This window comes from Actinomadura chibensis NBRC 106107 (assembly GCF_001552135.1).
In the GTDB taxonomy this organism is placed as follows: Bacteria; Actinomycetota; Actinomycetes; order Streptosporangiales; family Streptosporangiaceae; genus Spirillospora; species Spirillospora chibensis.
In genome coordinates this window covers 1-14,468 of record NZ_BCQP01000102.1, presented here as the reverse complement: position 1 = coordinate 14,468, position 14,468 = coordinate 1, and the positions used below count along the sequence as shown (strand labels likewise).

The following is a 14,468-nucleotide window of genomic DNA, read 5'->3' as shown; positions in this document are numbered from 1 at the left end:
TCCGGCGAACGCTTCCGCGCCCTCCTCCCCACCGACGGCGGCCCGGTGAAGCTCACGGCCGACACCGACCACTTCGCCCTCCTCACCCCCGAAACCCGCACCACCCTCACCCCGGGCGCGGTTGACACCCCCGACCTCCTCGGAACACCCCTCGGCCGGCTGCCCGACGACTGGGATCGCAGCCCCCCGCGTCCCATCCCCCTTGGCATAGACGGAGAAGGCCCGGAGGTGGACATCCTCCGCGGTAACCTCGCCAAGGCTCACGGGTTGATCGTCGGCCCCGGGGTCGCCCGCAGACGGCTCCTTCAGACGATCGCCTGGAGCGTCGCCCTCACCCACGCGCCGAATCTCGTCACCTTCGTTTTGGCGCCCTCCACCAGACGAAGGTTCACGGCCGCTCTGAGGCGGCTGCCTCATGTCGTCAGCGAGTTTCGCGACGGACGTTCAAGCTCGCCGCCACTGACCGAACTGCCGGCGTTCATCGAAACCGAGCGGAGACGCCGCGCCGCCATTCTGGAATCCGCGGGAGTCGACACCTGGGACGAATATCAGGCGGCCATCGCGGTCGGCCAGGCACTCGACCCGCTCCCCGCTCTGCTCGTGATCCTCGATAACGTCGGCCCGGTGCTGAAGGCACAACCCGAGCTGATCGACTCCCTCGCCAGGCTCTGCGAGGCGTGCCCGGCCCAGGGCATCAGGTTCGTCTTCGGCTCCCCGGACGCCTCCCAACTGCAGAGCCTTCTCCCATTCATCGGCTGGCAGTTCGGACCCAGTCCGCTGGGCGATCACCTAAGCCACCTCCACATCACCGGGTACGGGGTCAGGCCCGCGTTTCAACCCTTGAGCATTTCACCCGAAGTCGGTAACAACCTCTCGGACTTGATGCTCCAGGCCGCCATGCCCGAAGAGCCCGTCACCACAGCCAGGACCTCCGAGGCCGTGTCGGCCGTGGCCGTGCCGGAGTTCGATGTGCTTCGGTTGAACGAGGGCGGGCCCAGCGGGATGTTCGAGGACGCGTGGGCGCAGCCCGCGTCCGTTCCGCGGCATCCTGCCATCGGCTTCGACCCGGACGGAAACATCGTCGCCCTTTACGCGGTCGACCATTCGGAGGGCCTCCCGCACGGGTTGATCGTGGGCGACACCGAGGCACGTCAGCGGGTCGTCCGCGCCATCGTCCTCGCGCTCGCCGCCGGGTACTCCCCCGGCGACCTCGCCTTCGCGTTCGCGGGCCTGGGCGAGAACCCGCTCGGTGAAGCGTTCGCACTGCCTCATGTCAGCTTCTCCGACGAAGAACTTCTCGGCAGCCGGGAAAGGCTGCAGCAGTTCTTGGAATACCTCTCGGGCGAACTGGACGCCCGCGCCACCACGCCGTTCCCCGAATCCATGCCGCGGCTGCTCGTCGTGGCGGACGTGTCGCTCACGTTTCCGTCCAGCAGGCGCGAGGTGGGCGAGGCGCTGCTCTCGGTCGCGCAGCGAGGCAGGGCGCTCGGCATGCAACTGCTCCTCATGTCGACGGCCGTCGAGGACACCACGATCTGGAACCGGTTCCTGCCGCTCCTCGGCTGGCGGATCGCGGCGAACCGCGTTTCGCCCGCGGAACTGCGCCGCGTCCTCGGCCGCGCGACTCTTCCCTTCCCGGACGAGCGAACGTCGTACCTTCTGGCGGGTGATGGGCGCCCAAGGCGATTCACCGTCGCGGACGAACCCCCACCGGAGGTCGTCGCCGACTTCATCGACCGGGCGAAGGAGGCACGGTCGCCGAGGGCGCCCGCGCGCCGTATGTCGGTGCTCGACCAGGATGCCGAAAACGGGGCGATCACGGAAATGCTCTGGGAGCTCTATTCCGCCCGCTCCGGCAGCCGCCATCTGGTCTTCGAGGGAATGGACCGGCACCTGATGGTCAGGGCGGCGCGACTGTACGGGCGGCTGCTCCGCGACCAGGGCTCGCTGTACAACGGCGAAGTACGCGAGGTGCCCCGGCCCGTCGGCGAGCCCGTCACGACCTGGCGGCAGCTCTTCCAGGAGAACCGCGGCAACGTACTCCTCATCCATCTGGATGAGGTCGAGCACCTCTCCGCACCGCTCCAGAGCAGTTTTCTGGGTGGAGTGCCCAGGATGATGGACGTGTACGGCGAGGACCCTGTCGTGATCCTCTGCGGGGATACCGACGACGTGGACAGGTTGCGTCGAACCGACCTGCTTTTCACGCATCGGTACCAGGTGATCGCCGGATTCGGCGCGGCGCGGTCCCCCGACGCGGCGGCGCGCCTGAACGCGCGCGTCCACGCGGGCCGCGACACCGACACCGGGGAGCACGTCCTGCTCGACTTCGCCGTCGACCGGCATCTGCTGGTCTCCGGGCCGTCCGGCTCGGGTAAGGCGACGCTGCTGAAGCGGCTGCGCAACGAGATTCGCGCCCACGCCAACGCGGCCGTCTACTCCTTGAACGGCGACGACTATTCCGGGCGGGCCGCGTCGGCGGTCTCCGCGGCGGAGCGGGCCGAAACGCCGCTCGCCGCCCGCGACTTCGACCGCCAGCTCGAAGACGCCATCACGCGGGTCGAGGTGCGGGCGGGCTCCGGCCTGGGCCACGACGTCTACCTGGTCGTGCGGAACCGGAGGCGGCTCCTCCAGGAGGATCCGCTCCTGCCGCTGCTGCCGCTGCTCCGGTCGAGCCCGGCGAACGGCCTGCACCTCATCGTGTCGCGGCACCAGATCAGCTTCGGCGAGCCCGGCGACCCGCTGGTCGAGACCCTGCGGGACGTCGGCGCGCCGGTCCTGCTGCTGGGGCACGCGGGCGGGCAGGAGGCCGATCTGTGGGAGCTGCCGTCCGCCGTCCGGGGCCCCATACCGCGCGGGCAGGGCCTCCTCGCATATCCGGGCCGCCACCGTTTCATTACGTTGCGGCCCTGACCTTCTGTATTGGATCGGACTGTCCATAACGTGTTACCGTACGGGCATGGCACGGCCGAGGAAGTTCGAGGAGGACCGGGCGCTCGACGCGGCCATGCGCGCCTTCTGGACGGACGGCTACGAGGCCACGTCCACCCAGGAGCTGTGCGAGGCGACCGGACTCGGACGCAGCAGCATCTACAACACGTTCCGCAGCAAGCGCGACCTGTTCGAGAAGGCGCTGGTCCACTACATGGACACCAGGACGGCCCAGCTCATCGAGGCGCTGGAGGACGGCCGCCGCCCCGTCCGGGAGCGGCTGCGCACGGTCCTTGAGTGGACCGTCGAGCCCGAGCCGGACGACCCGGTCGGCTGCCTGGTCGTCAACACGATGGTCGAGCTGGCGCCGCGCGACCCGGAGATCGCCGAGCGGCTCGAACGCGACCAGCGGCGGCGCCTCGTCGCGCTCAAGGCGGCCGTCCAGGAGGGCATCCGGGCGGGCGAGATCGACCGGGGCAAGGACGCGCTGGCGCTCGCGCACTTCCTCGTCTCCACGATCAGCGGGATGCGGGTGATGTCCAGGGGCGGGGCGGACCCGCGCACCCTGGCCGCGATCGCCGACACCGCCATGGACGCCCTCTGACGGACGGACCCGCCCGATCCGCCGTCTTTCCTGCCCAATTTTTGAACTGAACGATCCAATACAGGAGGCGAGAGCGATGCCGGTGGCCGTCTACGTGCTGGGGCTGGCGATCTTCGCGCAGGGGACGTCCGAGCTGATGCTGGCCGGGCTGCTGCCCGGGATGGCGCACGACCTCGGCGTGTCGGTCCCGGCCACCGGGCTGCTGATCTCGGCGTTCGCGATCGGGATGCTGGTGGGCGCGCCGGTGCTCGCCGTCCTCACGCTGCGCTGGCCGCACCGCCGGGCGCTGCTCGCCTTCCTCGCCGTGTTCGCGCTGGCCCACGCGGTCGGCGCGGTCACGCCGAACTACGGGGTGCTGTTCGCGACCCGCGTCGTCGGCGCGTTCGTGTACGCGGGGTTCTGGGCGGTGGCGGCCGCGACGGCGGTGCGGCTCGTCCCGCGCGACGCGCGCGGGAAGGCGATGGGGATCCTCGCGGGCGGGCTCACGGTCGCCGCGATCGCCGGGCTCCCCGCCGGGACGCTGGTCGGGCAGCAGCTCGGCTGGCGGGCCGCGTTCTGGACGGTCGCCGCGATGTCGGTCCTCGCGCTGGCCGGGGTCGCGGCGACGATCCCCGGCGGGCGCGCGGACGACGCGGCGCCCCGGACGCGCGACCAGGTCCGCGCCATGGCCGTCCCCCGGCTGTGGCTCCTGTACGGGACGACCGCGCTGTCCACGAGCGGGCTGATGGTGACGTTCGGCTACCTCGGCGCGCTGCTGACCGAGACGACCGGGATCGCGGAGGCGTGGGTCCCCGCCGTGCTCGCCCTCTACGGGACGGGCGCGCTCATCGGCATCACGGTCGGCGGGCGGACGGCCGACACGCGTCCCGTCCCGACCCTGTACGCGGGGTTCGGCGGGCTCGTCGCCGTGTCGGTGGCCCTGGCGCTGACCGCGAGCTCGCCCGTCCCGGTGGCGGTGCTCGTGTTCCTGCTCGGCCTCGCCGGGTTCGGCACCAACCCGACGCTGAACACACGGGCGTTCGGCGTGGTGGACGGCTCGGCGACGCTCGTCGCGGCCGGGAACGTCGTCTCGTTCAACGTCGGCATCACGCTCGGCCCGTGGATCGGCGGCCTCGCGATCGACGCCGGGGCCGGGTACGCGGCCACGGCCTGGATCGGGGCGGGGTTCGGCGTCCTCGCCGTCGCCGCCGTGGCGCTGGACCAGGCGCGCCGGAAGACGGCCGCGCCCGCCGCCGAGCGGCGCGCCCGCCAGAAGGCGGGCGCATGAGCGAAAGGCCCGGCACGGGGCAGTCCGCGGGCCGGGCCCTTCGGTCCGGTCACCCGCAGGCGGCGGCGCGGATCCCCAGCAGGGCGCGCTTGCGGGGATGTTCGGCGACCGTCCAGACGCGGTGCTGGCCCCGGTAGCAGGACAGGTCCTCGGGACCGTGCGAGATGGTGCGGCGCTGGACGCGGTCCCATCCCGACCCGCGGCGGCGCGTGTCGAGCAGGAGCCCGCGCCGCTCGCCCCGGTTCTGCGTGAACCACCAGTGGCCGTTCGCGCGGACGCCGCCCTGGATCCGGTGGCCGGGCAGGGTGGCGCTCCAGTCGGAGCGGACCGTCCCGGACGACCGCGACAGCGCCGAGAGCGGCCAGGTCACCACGCGGCCGCGCGGCGCGCCCGGACGGCAGTACTCCCCGGCGATGAGGACGTGCCGCGACGCGGTCCGGTCGACGGCGACCCACGACATGCGCAGCGGGCCCGCGCCCCGGCACTGGCCGCCCGTCCTTCCGCGGGCGAAGCGCCAGCTCCCGGTCTGCGGCATGAGGAAGCGGAAGCCGTGGGCGTAGTACTTCCCGCCGTGCAGCCCGACGCGCTCGGAGTGCCCGGCCACGCCGCCCCTGCTCCGCGCCAGGTCGTAGATCTGCCGCAGGTCGAACTCGCGGATGCCGTGCCGGGTGTCGGCCACGTACAGCCTGTTTCCGTACCAGGCGATGCCGCCCGCGTGGATGCCGATGTCGGAATAGGTGGCCTTCCCGCCTTCGAGCTTCGGCTCGACGAGCAGGACGTGCCGGTACGAGCGCCCGTCCGGGTCGAGGACCGTGAGCCTGATGCGGCCGCCGTTGTGCCAGGACACGAGCATCGGCCTGCCGCCGCCCGTCCAGCGCTCACCGGCCACCGCGTCCGACACGCTGGTCACGCCCTGCGGCACCCAGTCGCCGGTGTCGGTGTCGTGCCTGTCGAAGCAGTAGACGAGCGAGCGGGCGGGCACGGCGGCCGGGCCCGCGCAGCCGTGTCCGAACCGTCGCTTGCCGGACGAGGCGAGCAGCCCGCCGACGCTGCTGCGGTGCAGGCGGCGGCCGAGTTCGCGGACGGCCGGGCCCCGGTCGGCGCCCCGGCGCAGGTCGAAGTCACGCGGGTTGGGCGCGGCGGCCTCCACGGCGCTCTCGGCGGCGGTCTCCGGCCGGGGCGGGGACGCGTGCGCGACGCCCGGCACGGCGGCCACCAGCGGCACGGCCGCCAGGCACCATCGACTACTGGTCACAATACGTTGCAAGATCATCACACTGTGCAACGTAACCCAGGTCCTACCTCACCCGCGATCCCGATATGACCTTGGGAAATGCAATTTAGTTTTCATCGGCCATTACGTCGTCCTTGTCATCCGCCCGGCGGGCGGGGACGGACGCCCGGACGCGGATGGACGGGACGGCCCGGGCCGTCCCGTCCATCCGGGACCAGATCAGCGCGTCGCGCCGCGCACCGCCCGTGCGGCTAGCGCATGGAGCACGTGCCGGTCGCCGACTTCGTCGGGTCGCTCTCCGAGGTGGCCGTCAGGCGCAGCCCCGCCTTGCGGGAGTTCCAGCGCGCGGGCTTGGCCCAGACCTCGACCTCGGTGCTGCCCTTGGCCTGGGCGGTGGCCAGGGCGTTCGGCAGCCACGTCGTGACGCCGCGGACGGACGCGGTGGCCTTGAGCCGGAACACGTCCGAGCCGTAGTAGCCGGTGCCGCCGGAGCCGGTGTTGCGGAGCGTCAGCTTGCACTTCGTCCAGCCGCCGCCGGTCGGCTCGGCCTTGCCGTCGCCCAGCTCCACGCCGCGCTGCTGCGGTCCCGCGCCGTCCAGGGAGCGGATCGCGACCGTGTAGGACAGCACGCCGTCCTTGTCCCGCTTGAGGTCGAGGACGTAGAAGTGGAGCCGGTTGGCCTGGTCGACGTACTCGTACTGGCTGCCGGAGTCCGTCCCCGCGTGGAACAGGGCGTCGGAGAGCTGGCGGTAGTCGCCGATCGTCATCTTCTTGGGCGTCCCGTCCGGCAGGACGAAGTCGACCTTGTCGATGTCCTGCGGGTTGGCGTCCTTGACCCAGATGAACGGCTCGGTGTCCTGGTCCTTGGTCTTCGACAGCAGGACGCCGGAGTCGGGGGTGAAGGAGTCGGTGCCCATCCGGTCGACGACTTCGAGGGTGTAGTTGTTGTAGCCGCCGCCGTCGCACAGGGGGTCGGTGTTGATGTCGCACTTCGGGCTCTTGTCGCCGCCCGTCCCGAACTTGAGGTTGATGCCCGCCAGCTCGTTCGCGCCCGGCTGGACCGAGCGGGCCGTGACCCGCGCGACGACCGTCCCGGACTTGGCGAGGTCGCCCCGGTCGAGCTGGAGCACCTTGCCCGTGTCGACGATCTTGAGCTTCAGCTTGTTGCGCAGCATGTGCTGGGCGCCCATGGACGCGCCGCCCGTCGCGGGGATCGTCCACCGGCTGTGCGGGCCGCCGGGCCCGTTGAAGGTGCCGCGGCTCAGCATCTCCCACGGGCCGCTGTAGTCGCGGCGGGGCGGGTTGCTGTACGGGTTGTTGTAGTTGTCGCCGACGCCCAGGATGTGGCTGAACTCATGGGCGAACACCGACATGCCGGAGCTCTCCGCCTGGGTGGACGACTCACCGGGAACGGCGTTCGGCCAGAGGGTGGAGCCGGCCTGCCAGGACGTCCACGGGACGTACCGGGTCTTCACCCAGTTCGTCAGCTTCGGATCGCCCGAGCCCCACTCCGCCGGCACCTGCTCCTTCGTGCCGAACTTCATCTCGCCGAACTCCTGCCAGGTGGACGACTCGTCCTGCCCGGCGCTGAGGAAGAACACGAAGTCGTACTTCTTCGCCTCGGCCTCGCCGACGTCGGCGACCCACGCGGCGCGGGCGTCCTTGCGCAGGTCGCGGTTGCAGGTGTCGCCGGACGGGCAGCCGGTGCCGCCCTGCATCCCGTCCACGCCGTACTCGTGGTCCTTGGCGGGCATCTTGTACGCGCCGAACGCGGTGAGGTTCACGCCGTAGCGGCCGCCGGAGTCCTCCATCCAGTACTCGTGGAGGGTGTGGCCGTGGTTGAGCTGCTGCGGCTTGTTGAGGAAGTCCTGGTAGAACTTGGCGACCTGGCTGCGCGGGACGTCCCCGACCGCCACCGGGTTGCCGAAGATGGTGGAGTTCTTCGGCTGCGTCACCACGAAAGGCTGGTTCGAGTAGTCGACGAGCACCACGGCGCCGTTGAAGTTCTTCACCGAGCCCTTCCGGGACGGGTCGGACCAGTTCGTGCCCGGGATCGGCTTGTAGTCGTCCCAGGTCATCGTCTCGGGAAGCTCGTAGTTCTGCGGGTCGATGGCGCTCGGCTCGCCGTGCCGGTGCGGACGGCCGGGCGGCTGGGCGCGCTGCCACGGCTGGGTCTGCGGCCAGTGCCGCATCTGCCACGGGTTGGCGGTCGGCTTCGGGATCGCCGGTCTCGGCTGCGCCGCGACCGGCGGGGCGGTCGCGAGCGCCACGACCAGACCCGTCACCGCCGCGGGCACCATCAGGGTTCTCTTGGCGCGCATGTCTCCCCTGCCTCTGGTGGGTTGCGCCACAAGGTAAGGACAGGGGAATCCGCCCGGCTACGGCCGACTTAGCCGATCTAGCCCGGTTTCGCATGGCATGTCGGACAATTCACCCAGGTCAGTCCGGCGGACGCCGGTCGAGCAGGTCGCGACCGGCCACCACGATCCCGTCCTCGTCGCTGTAAAGCCAGTCCCCGGGACGGAACTCGACGCCGCCGAAAACCACCGGGACGTCCGCCTCGCCCGCGCCGTCCTTGGCGCTCTTGCGCGGGTTGGAGCCGAGCGCCTTCACGCCGAGGTCGAGGGCGCGCAGCGCGGCCACGTCCCGGACGGCCCCGTGGACCACCGCGCCGGACCAGCCGTTCGCCACCGCCGCCCCGGCGATCATGTCGCCGAGCAGCGCGGACGCCAGCGACCCGGCGCCGTCCACGACCAGGACGCGGCCCTCGCCCGGCGTGTTGAGCAGCCTCTTCACGAGGCCGTTGTCGCGGTGGCAGCGGACGGTCGCGATCCGGCCCGCGAACGCCGTCCGCCCGCCGTAGATCCGGAACTGGGTCTCGCAGCTGCGGAGCTCGTCCCCGAAGTCGTCGATGAGGTCGGCGGTCGCGAAGTGCATGCCGGGCACCCTACTCCCCGGTAGTGCCGCCGTTCGGATGCGAGGGGGCGTCGATCGGACGGCCGATCAGCCGCGACAGCACGATCGCCGTCTTCGTCGCGGTGATGTTGTCCTCCCGGCGGAGCCGTTCGAGGGCCTGCTCCAGGTGCTGGATGTCGCGCGCCCGCACGTGGACGAGGGCGCTCGCGTCCCCGCTGATCGTGTACGCCGCGACGACCTCCGGATGGCCGCGGACGCTTGAGTAGATCTCCTCCGGGGACGTCGCCCCCGTGCAGAAGATCTCGATGAACGCCTCGGTCGTCCAGCCGAGCGCGGCCGGGTCGACGACGGCCGCGAAGCCGTTGATCACGCCGTCCGCGCGGAGCCGGTCGACGCGCCGCTTCACCGCCGGGGCCGACAGCCCGACCTTCGCGCCGATCTGCGCGTAGGAGGCCCGGCCGTCCTCCAGGAGCCGCGCAACGATTCGCCGGTCCAAGTCGTCAAGACGCAACAAATAACACCCCCTAAGTCGGTTTTCGTCATTGGTCGACGGTCGTTTCCGAACATACGCTGGATTGTGGACCGGCGGCCAGCCTGACCTGTCCGGCCCCTCCCCCCGGCACCGGACCGACGTCCGGTGTCCCAGGTATGCCCGGACGCTCGCCCGGGCCGAGCCGCGAAGGAGCGCCGTGACGCCGACCGAGGAACTCCGCGCGATGTCCGATGAGCACAGCGCGCACAACTACCACCCGCTCCCGATCGTGGTCGCCGAGGCGGACGGCGTGTGGCTGACCGACGTCGAGGGGCGCCGCTACCTCGACATGCTGGCCGCGTACTCGGCGGTCAACTTCGGCCACCGCAACCCGCGCCTCACCGCGGCCGCCAAGCGCCAGATGGACCGCGTGACGCTGGTCAGCCGCGCGTTCGACCACGACAACTTCGGCCCGTTCGTCACCGAGCTGGCCGAGCTGTGCGGCAAGGACATGGTGCTGCCCATGAACAGCGGTGCCGAGGGCGTCGAGACGGCGCTGAAGACCGCCCGCAAGTGGGGGTACGAGGTCAAGGGCGTCCCGGACGGCCGGGCGAACATCGTCACGTTCGAGGGCAACTTCCACGGCCGGACGACCACGATCGTCAGCTTCTCCACCGACGCCGACGCCAAGGACTCCTACGGGCCCTACACGCCGGGGTTCCGGACCGTCCCGTACGGGGACGTCGAGGCGCTCCGCGCGGCGATGGACGACGACACGGTCGGCGTGCTCGTCGAGCCGATCCAGGGCGAGGCGGGCGTGAACGTCCCGCCGAGCGGGTTCCTGCGGGCCGTCCGCGACCTGTGCACCGCCAGCGGCGCGCTGATGATCGCGGACGAGATCCAGTCGGGCCTCGGCCGCACCGGCGACACCTTCGCGTGCGAGCACGAGGGCGTCGTCCCGGACGTCTACATCCTCGGCAAGGCGCTCGGCGGCGGGATCGTGCCCGTCTCGGCGGTCGTCGCGGACCGCGACGTCCTCGGCGTGTTCCGGCCGGGCCAGCACGGGTCCACGTTCGGCGGCAACCCGCTCGCCTGCGCCATCGGCCGCGAGGTCGTCGCGATGATGAAGACCGGCGAGTACCAGGAACGCTCCAGGACGCTCGGCGCGCACATGCACGAGCGGCTCGGGCGGCTGCCGTCCGACGTCGCCCGGCAGATCCGGGGACGCGGCCTGTGGGCGGGCGTCGAGCTGCACGGCGCGGCGCGCCCGGTGAGCGAGCGGCTGATGGAGCTCGGCGTCCTCGTCAAGGAGACGCACGAGACCACGCTCCGCCTCGCCCCGCCGCTCGTCATCGAGCGCGACGAGCTGGACTGGGCCCTCGACCAGCTGGAGATCGCCCTCAAGGGGTGATGGCGCGAGGGGGGCGCGGCCGGTCGACGAGGCCCGGCGGCGCCCCCTTCCGCATGCCTCGGCGATCTTCAGAGCGGACTCGAATCTCGTCAAAGAGTCGTCCGCGGCCCGCCCGGCGCGGCGGGCGGGCCCCGCCCTCGCGTGGAGGGTGGAGGGATGCTGCGGAACAGGAGTAGGCGCCGGGTGGCCATCGGCTGCGGCGGGATCGCGCTGGGCGTCCTGCTGCTGGCGGCGGGCGGCCTCTACCTCCTGCAGCGGGCCTATGACGGCGGGGTGCGGCGGATCGCCGGGGCGCTGCCGAACGAGCACGGCAGGCCCGCGTCCGGACGCGGCGAGAACTGGCTGCTGATCGGCTCGGACCGGCGCGCCGACCTGCCCTCGATGGGCGCGCGGGCCGACACGATCATGGTGGTGCACCTGTCGGGGCGCGGCGACCGCGTGTCGGTGATCGGGATCCCCCGGGACTCCTGGGTGCCCGTCCCCGGGCACGGCACCACGAAGATCAACGCGGCGTTCTCCTACGGCGGGCCGCGGCTGCTGATCCGGACGGTCGAGTCCCTCACCTCGGTGCGGATCGACCACTACGCGGCGCTGGACTTCAACGGCTTCGTCACGATGACGGACGCGCTCGGCGGCGTGGACGTCACCGTCACCCGGCAGACCCACGACCCGAAGCACGACCGGACGTGGAAGGCCGGGCGCCAGCACCTGAACGGCGTCGAGGCGCTGGACTTCGTCCGGCAGCGCTGGAACCTCCCGGCCGGGGACCTCGACCGGATCAAGCGGCAGCAGGCGTTCCTGCACGCGCTGTCGGAGAAGGCCCTCGCCACCCGGAACCCGATCAAGATCGACCGGTTCGTGCGGGCGGCGAGCCGGTCGGTGACGGTGGACGACTCGGTGTCGGCCGGGACGCTGCGCGGGCTGGCGCAGCGGCTGCTCGGGACGTCCCTGATGGAGTACCTGACGGCCCCGGTCGGCAAGCTCGGCGAGCGCGGCGGCCAGAGTGTCGTACTCCTCGACGATGATGGGCTGCGGTCGCTGTTCACGGCCGTCCGCGACGACCGCGTCGGCGACTACGTGACCCGCAACGGCGCGGCGAACTCGGTGGACGCCGTCCGCTAGGCACCCCCGCCCACCCCCGCTGACCTGGGAGAATTGTCCGAACATCATATTGATTTCCCGGCAGCCATCTAGATGGATTAGTCTAAGTGGACTAATTGACATCGACCGAAGGCCGTCGCCATGTCCCGACCCCTCACACCGCTCGCGCTCACCGTGCTGCGCATGCTGTGCGACGGGCCCATGCACCCGTACGAGATGCAGCAGCGCATCCGCGACCACGCCTACGACCAGGCCGTCAAGATCACGCACGGGTCGCTCTACCACTCGGTGGAGCGGCTCTCCGCGGCCCACCTGATCGAGCCGCTGGAGACGAGCCGGACGGGCCGCCGCCCCGAGCGCACCGTGTACGCGGTGACGAGCGCCGGGCGCGACGCCGCCCACATCCGGCTCGCCGAACTGCTCGCCCGTCCCGCCGAGGAGTTCCCGCTGTTCGGCACCGCGCTCGCGTTCGTCAACCTGCTCCCGGAGGACGAGGTCGCGCGGCAGTTGAGGCACCGGGCCATCGCCCTGGAGGCCCTGCTCGCCGGGCACCAGACGGCGAACGACACGCTGCTGAAGACGGGCCTCGAACGCTACAAGCTGCTCGACCAGGAATGGCTGATCACCCGGGTGCGGGCCGAACTCGACTTCACCCGCGCGCTCGCCGAGGACCTGGAGTCCGGCCGCCTCACCTGGGAGGACCGCGAGGGCGTGACGACCTGTCACCCGCCGGGCGAGCACGCGCTCCACAACGACTACGAAGCACGCCGCACCGCAGGGGAACCGACGACCTGGGGGGCGCCCCCTGGAAAGGCAGGAACCGATGAGTAGATGGCGCGGAAATCCCTGGGCGATCCTGCTGACGCTGTCGCTCGGCTTCTTCATGACGCTGCTCGACCTCACGATCGTCAACATCGCCATCCCGAGCATGATCGACAAACTGGACGCCTCGCTGGACGAGGTGCTCTGGGTCGTCAACGCCTACATCCTGGTGCTCGCCGTCCTGCTGATCACCGCGGGCAGGCTCGGCGACCTGTGGGGCAAGAAGAACCTGTTCATCGCCGGTGTGGCGTTGTTCACGATCTCCAGCCTCGCGTGCGGCGTCGCGCAGGACCCGGTCCAGCTGATCGCCGCCCGCGCCGTGCAGGGGCTCGGCGCCGCGCTGCTGATGCCGCAGACCATGTCGATCATCATCAGCGTGTTCCCGCCGGAGCGGCGCGGCGCCGCGCTCGGCGTGTGGGGCGCGGTCGCCGGGGTGTCCACGATCGCCGGGCCCACCGTCGGCGGCCTGCTCGTCACCAGCCTCGACTGGCGGTGGATCTTCTTCGTGAACCTGCCGATCGGGATCCTCGTGCTGGCCATGGCCGTGCCGATCCTGCCCGGGCACACGAGGACCGTCCGGCACCGGTTCGACGTGGTCGGCGTCGTGCTGGCGTCCGCGTCCCTGTTCTGCTTCGTGTTCGCGCTGACCGAAGGCCAGAAATACGATTGGAACACCGGCATCTGGGCCCTCATCGGCGGCGGCCTCGCACTGTTCGCGATCTTCGTCCTGCACCAGCGGGGACGCCAGGACAGGGAGCCGCTCGTCCCGTTCTCCCTCTTCAAGGACCGCAACTTCACGATCCTGAACTTCGTCGGCGCGGCCGTGTCCGTCGGCATGGTCGGCATGTTCCTGCCGATGACGATCTACATGCAGTCGGTGCTCGGGTTCAGCGCCCTCAAGGCCGGGCTCGTGATGGCGCCGTCCTCGCTGATGTCGATGTTCCTCGCCCCCGTCGCCGGACGCCTGTCCGACCGCATCGGCGGCAAGTTCATCCTGATGACCGGCCTCACCCTCTACGCCGTCGGCATGCTGTGGCTGGTCGCCGTCGCGGGCGTCGGAACCGGCTGGACGGCGTTCGTCCCGCCGCTCGTCATCTCCGGCATCGGCATCGGCGGCGTGTTCGCCCCGATGGCGACCGAGGCGACGCGGAACGTCCCGCCCCGCCTCGCCGGGGCCGCGTCCGGCGTGAACAACACGATCCGGCAGATCGGCTCCGTCCTCGGCAGCGCGGCGGTCGGCGCCGTCCTGCAGAACCGGCTCGCCTCGTCCCTGCGGGACGAGGCGGCGACCCGCTCGTCCGCCCTCCCGCCCGACGTCCGCCCCGGCTTCGTCCAGGGCTTCGCGCAGGCCGCCAAGGGCGGCCTGGAGGTCGGCGCCGGGCAGACCGGCGCCAAGCAGCAGTTGCCGCCGGGCGTCCAGCCGACCGTGGCGCACCGCGTCCAGGAACTGGCCGGACAGGTGTTCTCCCACGGCTTCGTCCACGCCATGAAACCGACGATGATCCTCCCGATCGCCGTGATCCTCCTAAGCGCAGCAGCCTGCCTGACCCTGAAGGGCCACAACTCAGGCACAACAACAAAGCTGGACCCGGAACCAGCAACACTGGCTGGTTGATCCAGGGGGGCGACCCCCTGGAACCCCCGTCAGTCGCGAGGGGCCGTTTCCCGAGTCGCGTTCGCTCTCGGGAAACGGCCCCTCGCTCCGCGGTT

General features: G+C 71.2%; 13 protein-coding genes. 7 read left to right on the top strand and 6 right to left on the bottom strand.

Annotated features, from left to right (window positions below; genetic code table 11):
• Together ACH01S_RS45665 and ACH01S_RS44220 are read right to left on the bottom strand one after the other, a co-directional pair.
• A partial coding sequence (locus ACH01S_RS45665) for a hypothetical protein (protein WP_218010573.1) occupies positions 1-264 on the bottom strand: 264 nt, incomplete at its 3' end.
• Between the two features lie 180 nt (positions 265-444).
• Positions 445-789, bottom strand: a complete 345-nt coding sequence (locus tag ACH01S_RS44220) for a hypothetical protein (RefSeq protein ID WP_157406368.1) — start codon at positions 787-789, stop codon at positions 445-447.
• A 90-nt stretch (positions 790-879) separates the two neighbouring features.
• On the opposite strand from ACH01S_RS44220, the gene ACH01S_RS41035 reads away from it, so the two are divergent.
• The 3 genes from ACH01S_RS41035 to ACH01S_RS41025 all read left to right on the top strand — a co-directional run bounded on the left by ACH01S_RS41035 (position 880) and on the right by ACH01S_RS41025 (position 4,802).
• Entirely contained in the window at positions 880-2,913 is a 2,034-nt protein-coding gene (locus tag ACH01S_RS41035; RefSeq protein WP_157406367.1) for a type VII secretion protein EccC, read from the top strand.
• 46 nt (positions 2,914-2,959) lie between these two features.
• Entirely contained in the window at positions 2,960-3,535 is a 576-nt protein-coding gene (locus ACH01S_RS41030) for a TetR/AcrR family transcriptional regulator (RefSeq protein WP_067905626.1), read from the top strand.
• 76 nt (positions 3,536-3,611) lie between these two features.
• Complete coding sequence (locus ACH01S_RS41025; RefSeq protein WP_067905624.1) at positions 3,612-4,802, top strand: Cmx/CmrA family chloramphenicol efflux MFS transporter; 1,191 nt, start codon at positions 3,612-3,614, stop codon at positions 4,800-4,802.
• A 49-nt stretch (positions 4,803-4,851) separates the two neighbouring features.
• Here the strand turns inward: ACH01S_RS41025 and ACH01S_RS41020 are convergent, their stop codons facing one another.
• The 4 genes from ACH01S_RS41020 to ACH01S_RS41005 form a co-directional block, all read right to left on the bottom strand.
• Positions 4,852-6,057 (bottom strand): hypothetical protein, encoded by a 1,206-nt coding sequence (locus tag ACH01S_RS41020; RefSeq protein WP_148344319.1) that lies wholly within the window; start codon positions 6,055-6,057, stop codon positions 4,852-4,854.
• A gap of 230 nt (positions 6,058-6,287) precedes the next feature.
• A complete protein-coding gene (locus tag ACH01S_RS41015) occupies positions 6,288-8,357 on the bottom strand; it encodes a M6 family metalloprotease domain-containing protein (protein ID WP_083981727.1) in 2,070 nt (689 codons plus the stop codon).
• A 118-nt stretch (positions 8,358-8,475) separates the two neighbouring features.
• The gene (gene rraA / locus ACH01S_RS41010; protein WP_067905632.1) at positions 8,476-8,973 is read right to left on the bottom strand and encodes a ribonuclease E activity regulator RraA; all 498 of its coding nucleotides are present in this window, start codon (positions 8,971-8,973) and stop codon (positions 8,476-8,478) included.
• Between the two features lie 10 nt (positions 8,974-8,983).
• Complete coding sequence (locus ACH01S_RS41005; protein ID WP_067905618.1) at positions 8,984-9,463, bottom strand: Lrp/AsnC family transcriptional regulator; 480 nt, start codon at positions 9,461-9,463, stop codon at positions 8,984-8,986.
• A 178-nt stretch (positions 9,464-9,641) separates the two neighbouring features.
• Here ACH01S_RS41005 and rocD point away from each other — a divergent pair, with 178 nt between their 5' ends.
• The 4 genes from rocD to ACH01S_RS40985 all read left to right on the top strand — a co-directional run bounded on the left by rocD (position 9,642) and on the right by ACH01S_RS40985 (position 14,373).
• Positions 9,642-10,835 (top strand): ornithine--oxo-acid transaminase, encoded by a 1,194-nt coding sequence (rocD, locus tag ACH01S_RS41000; RefSeq protein ID WP_067905616.1) that lies wholly within the window; start codon positions 9,642-9,644, stop codon positions 10,833-10,835.
• A 156-nt stretch (positions 10,836-10,991) separates the two neighbouring features.
• Positions 10,992-11,957, top strand: coding sequence for an LCP family protein (locus tag ACH01S_RS40995; protein ID WP_083981726.1), 966 nt, complete (start codon positions 10,992-10,994; stop codon positions 11,955-11,957).
• 120 nt (positions 11,958-12,077) lie between these two features.
• Positions 12,078-12,767: a PadR family transcriptional regulator gene (locus ACH01S_RS40990; RefSeq protein WP_067905614.1), complete on the top strand. Its 690-nt coding sequence runs from the start codon at positions 12,078-12,080 to the stop codon at positions 12,765-12,767.
• Entirely contained in the window at positions 12,760-14,373 is a 1,614-nt protein-coding gene (locus ACH01S_RS40985) for a DHA2 family efflux MFS transporter permease subunit (RefSeq protein ID WP_067905612.1), read from the top strand. The genes ACH01S_RS40990 and ACH01S_RS40985 overlap by 8 nt, the downstream gene beginning before the upstream one ends.
• Positions 14,374-14,468: the final 95 nt, after the last annotated feature.

Excerpts from the sequence above, each read along its gene's own strand:
- ACH01S_RS41030 (WP_067905626.1), top strand. The coding sequence starts at position 2,960 with ATGGCACGGCCGAGGAAGTTCGAGGAGGACCGGGCGCTCGACGCGGCC.
- rraA (WP_067905632.1), bottom strand. The coding sequence starts at position 8,973 with ATGCACTTCGCGACCGCCGACCTCATCGACGACTTCGGGGACGAGCTC.
- ACH01S_RS40995 (WP_083981726.1), top strand. The coding sequence starts at position 10,992 with ATGCTGCGGAACAGGAGTAGGCGCCGGGTGGCCATCGGCTGCGGCGGG.
- ACH01S_RS41025 (WP_067905624.1), top strand. The coding sequence starts at position 3,612 with ATGCCGGTGGCCGTCTACGTGCTGGGGCTGGCGATCTTCGCGCAGGGG.
- ACH01S_RS40990 (WP_067905614.1), top strand. The coding sequence starts at position 12,078 with ATGTCCCGACCCCTCACACCGCTCGCGCTCACCGTGCTGCGCATGCTG.
- ACH01S_RS41015 (WP_083981727.1), bottom strand. The coding sequence starts at position 8,357 with ATGCGCGCCAAGAGAACCCTGATGGTGCCCGCGGCGGTGACGGGTCTG.
- ACH01S_RS40985 (WP_067905612.1), top strand. The coding sequence starts at position 12,760 with ATGAGTAGATGGCGCGGAAATCCCTGGGCGATCCTGCTGACGCTGTCG.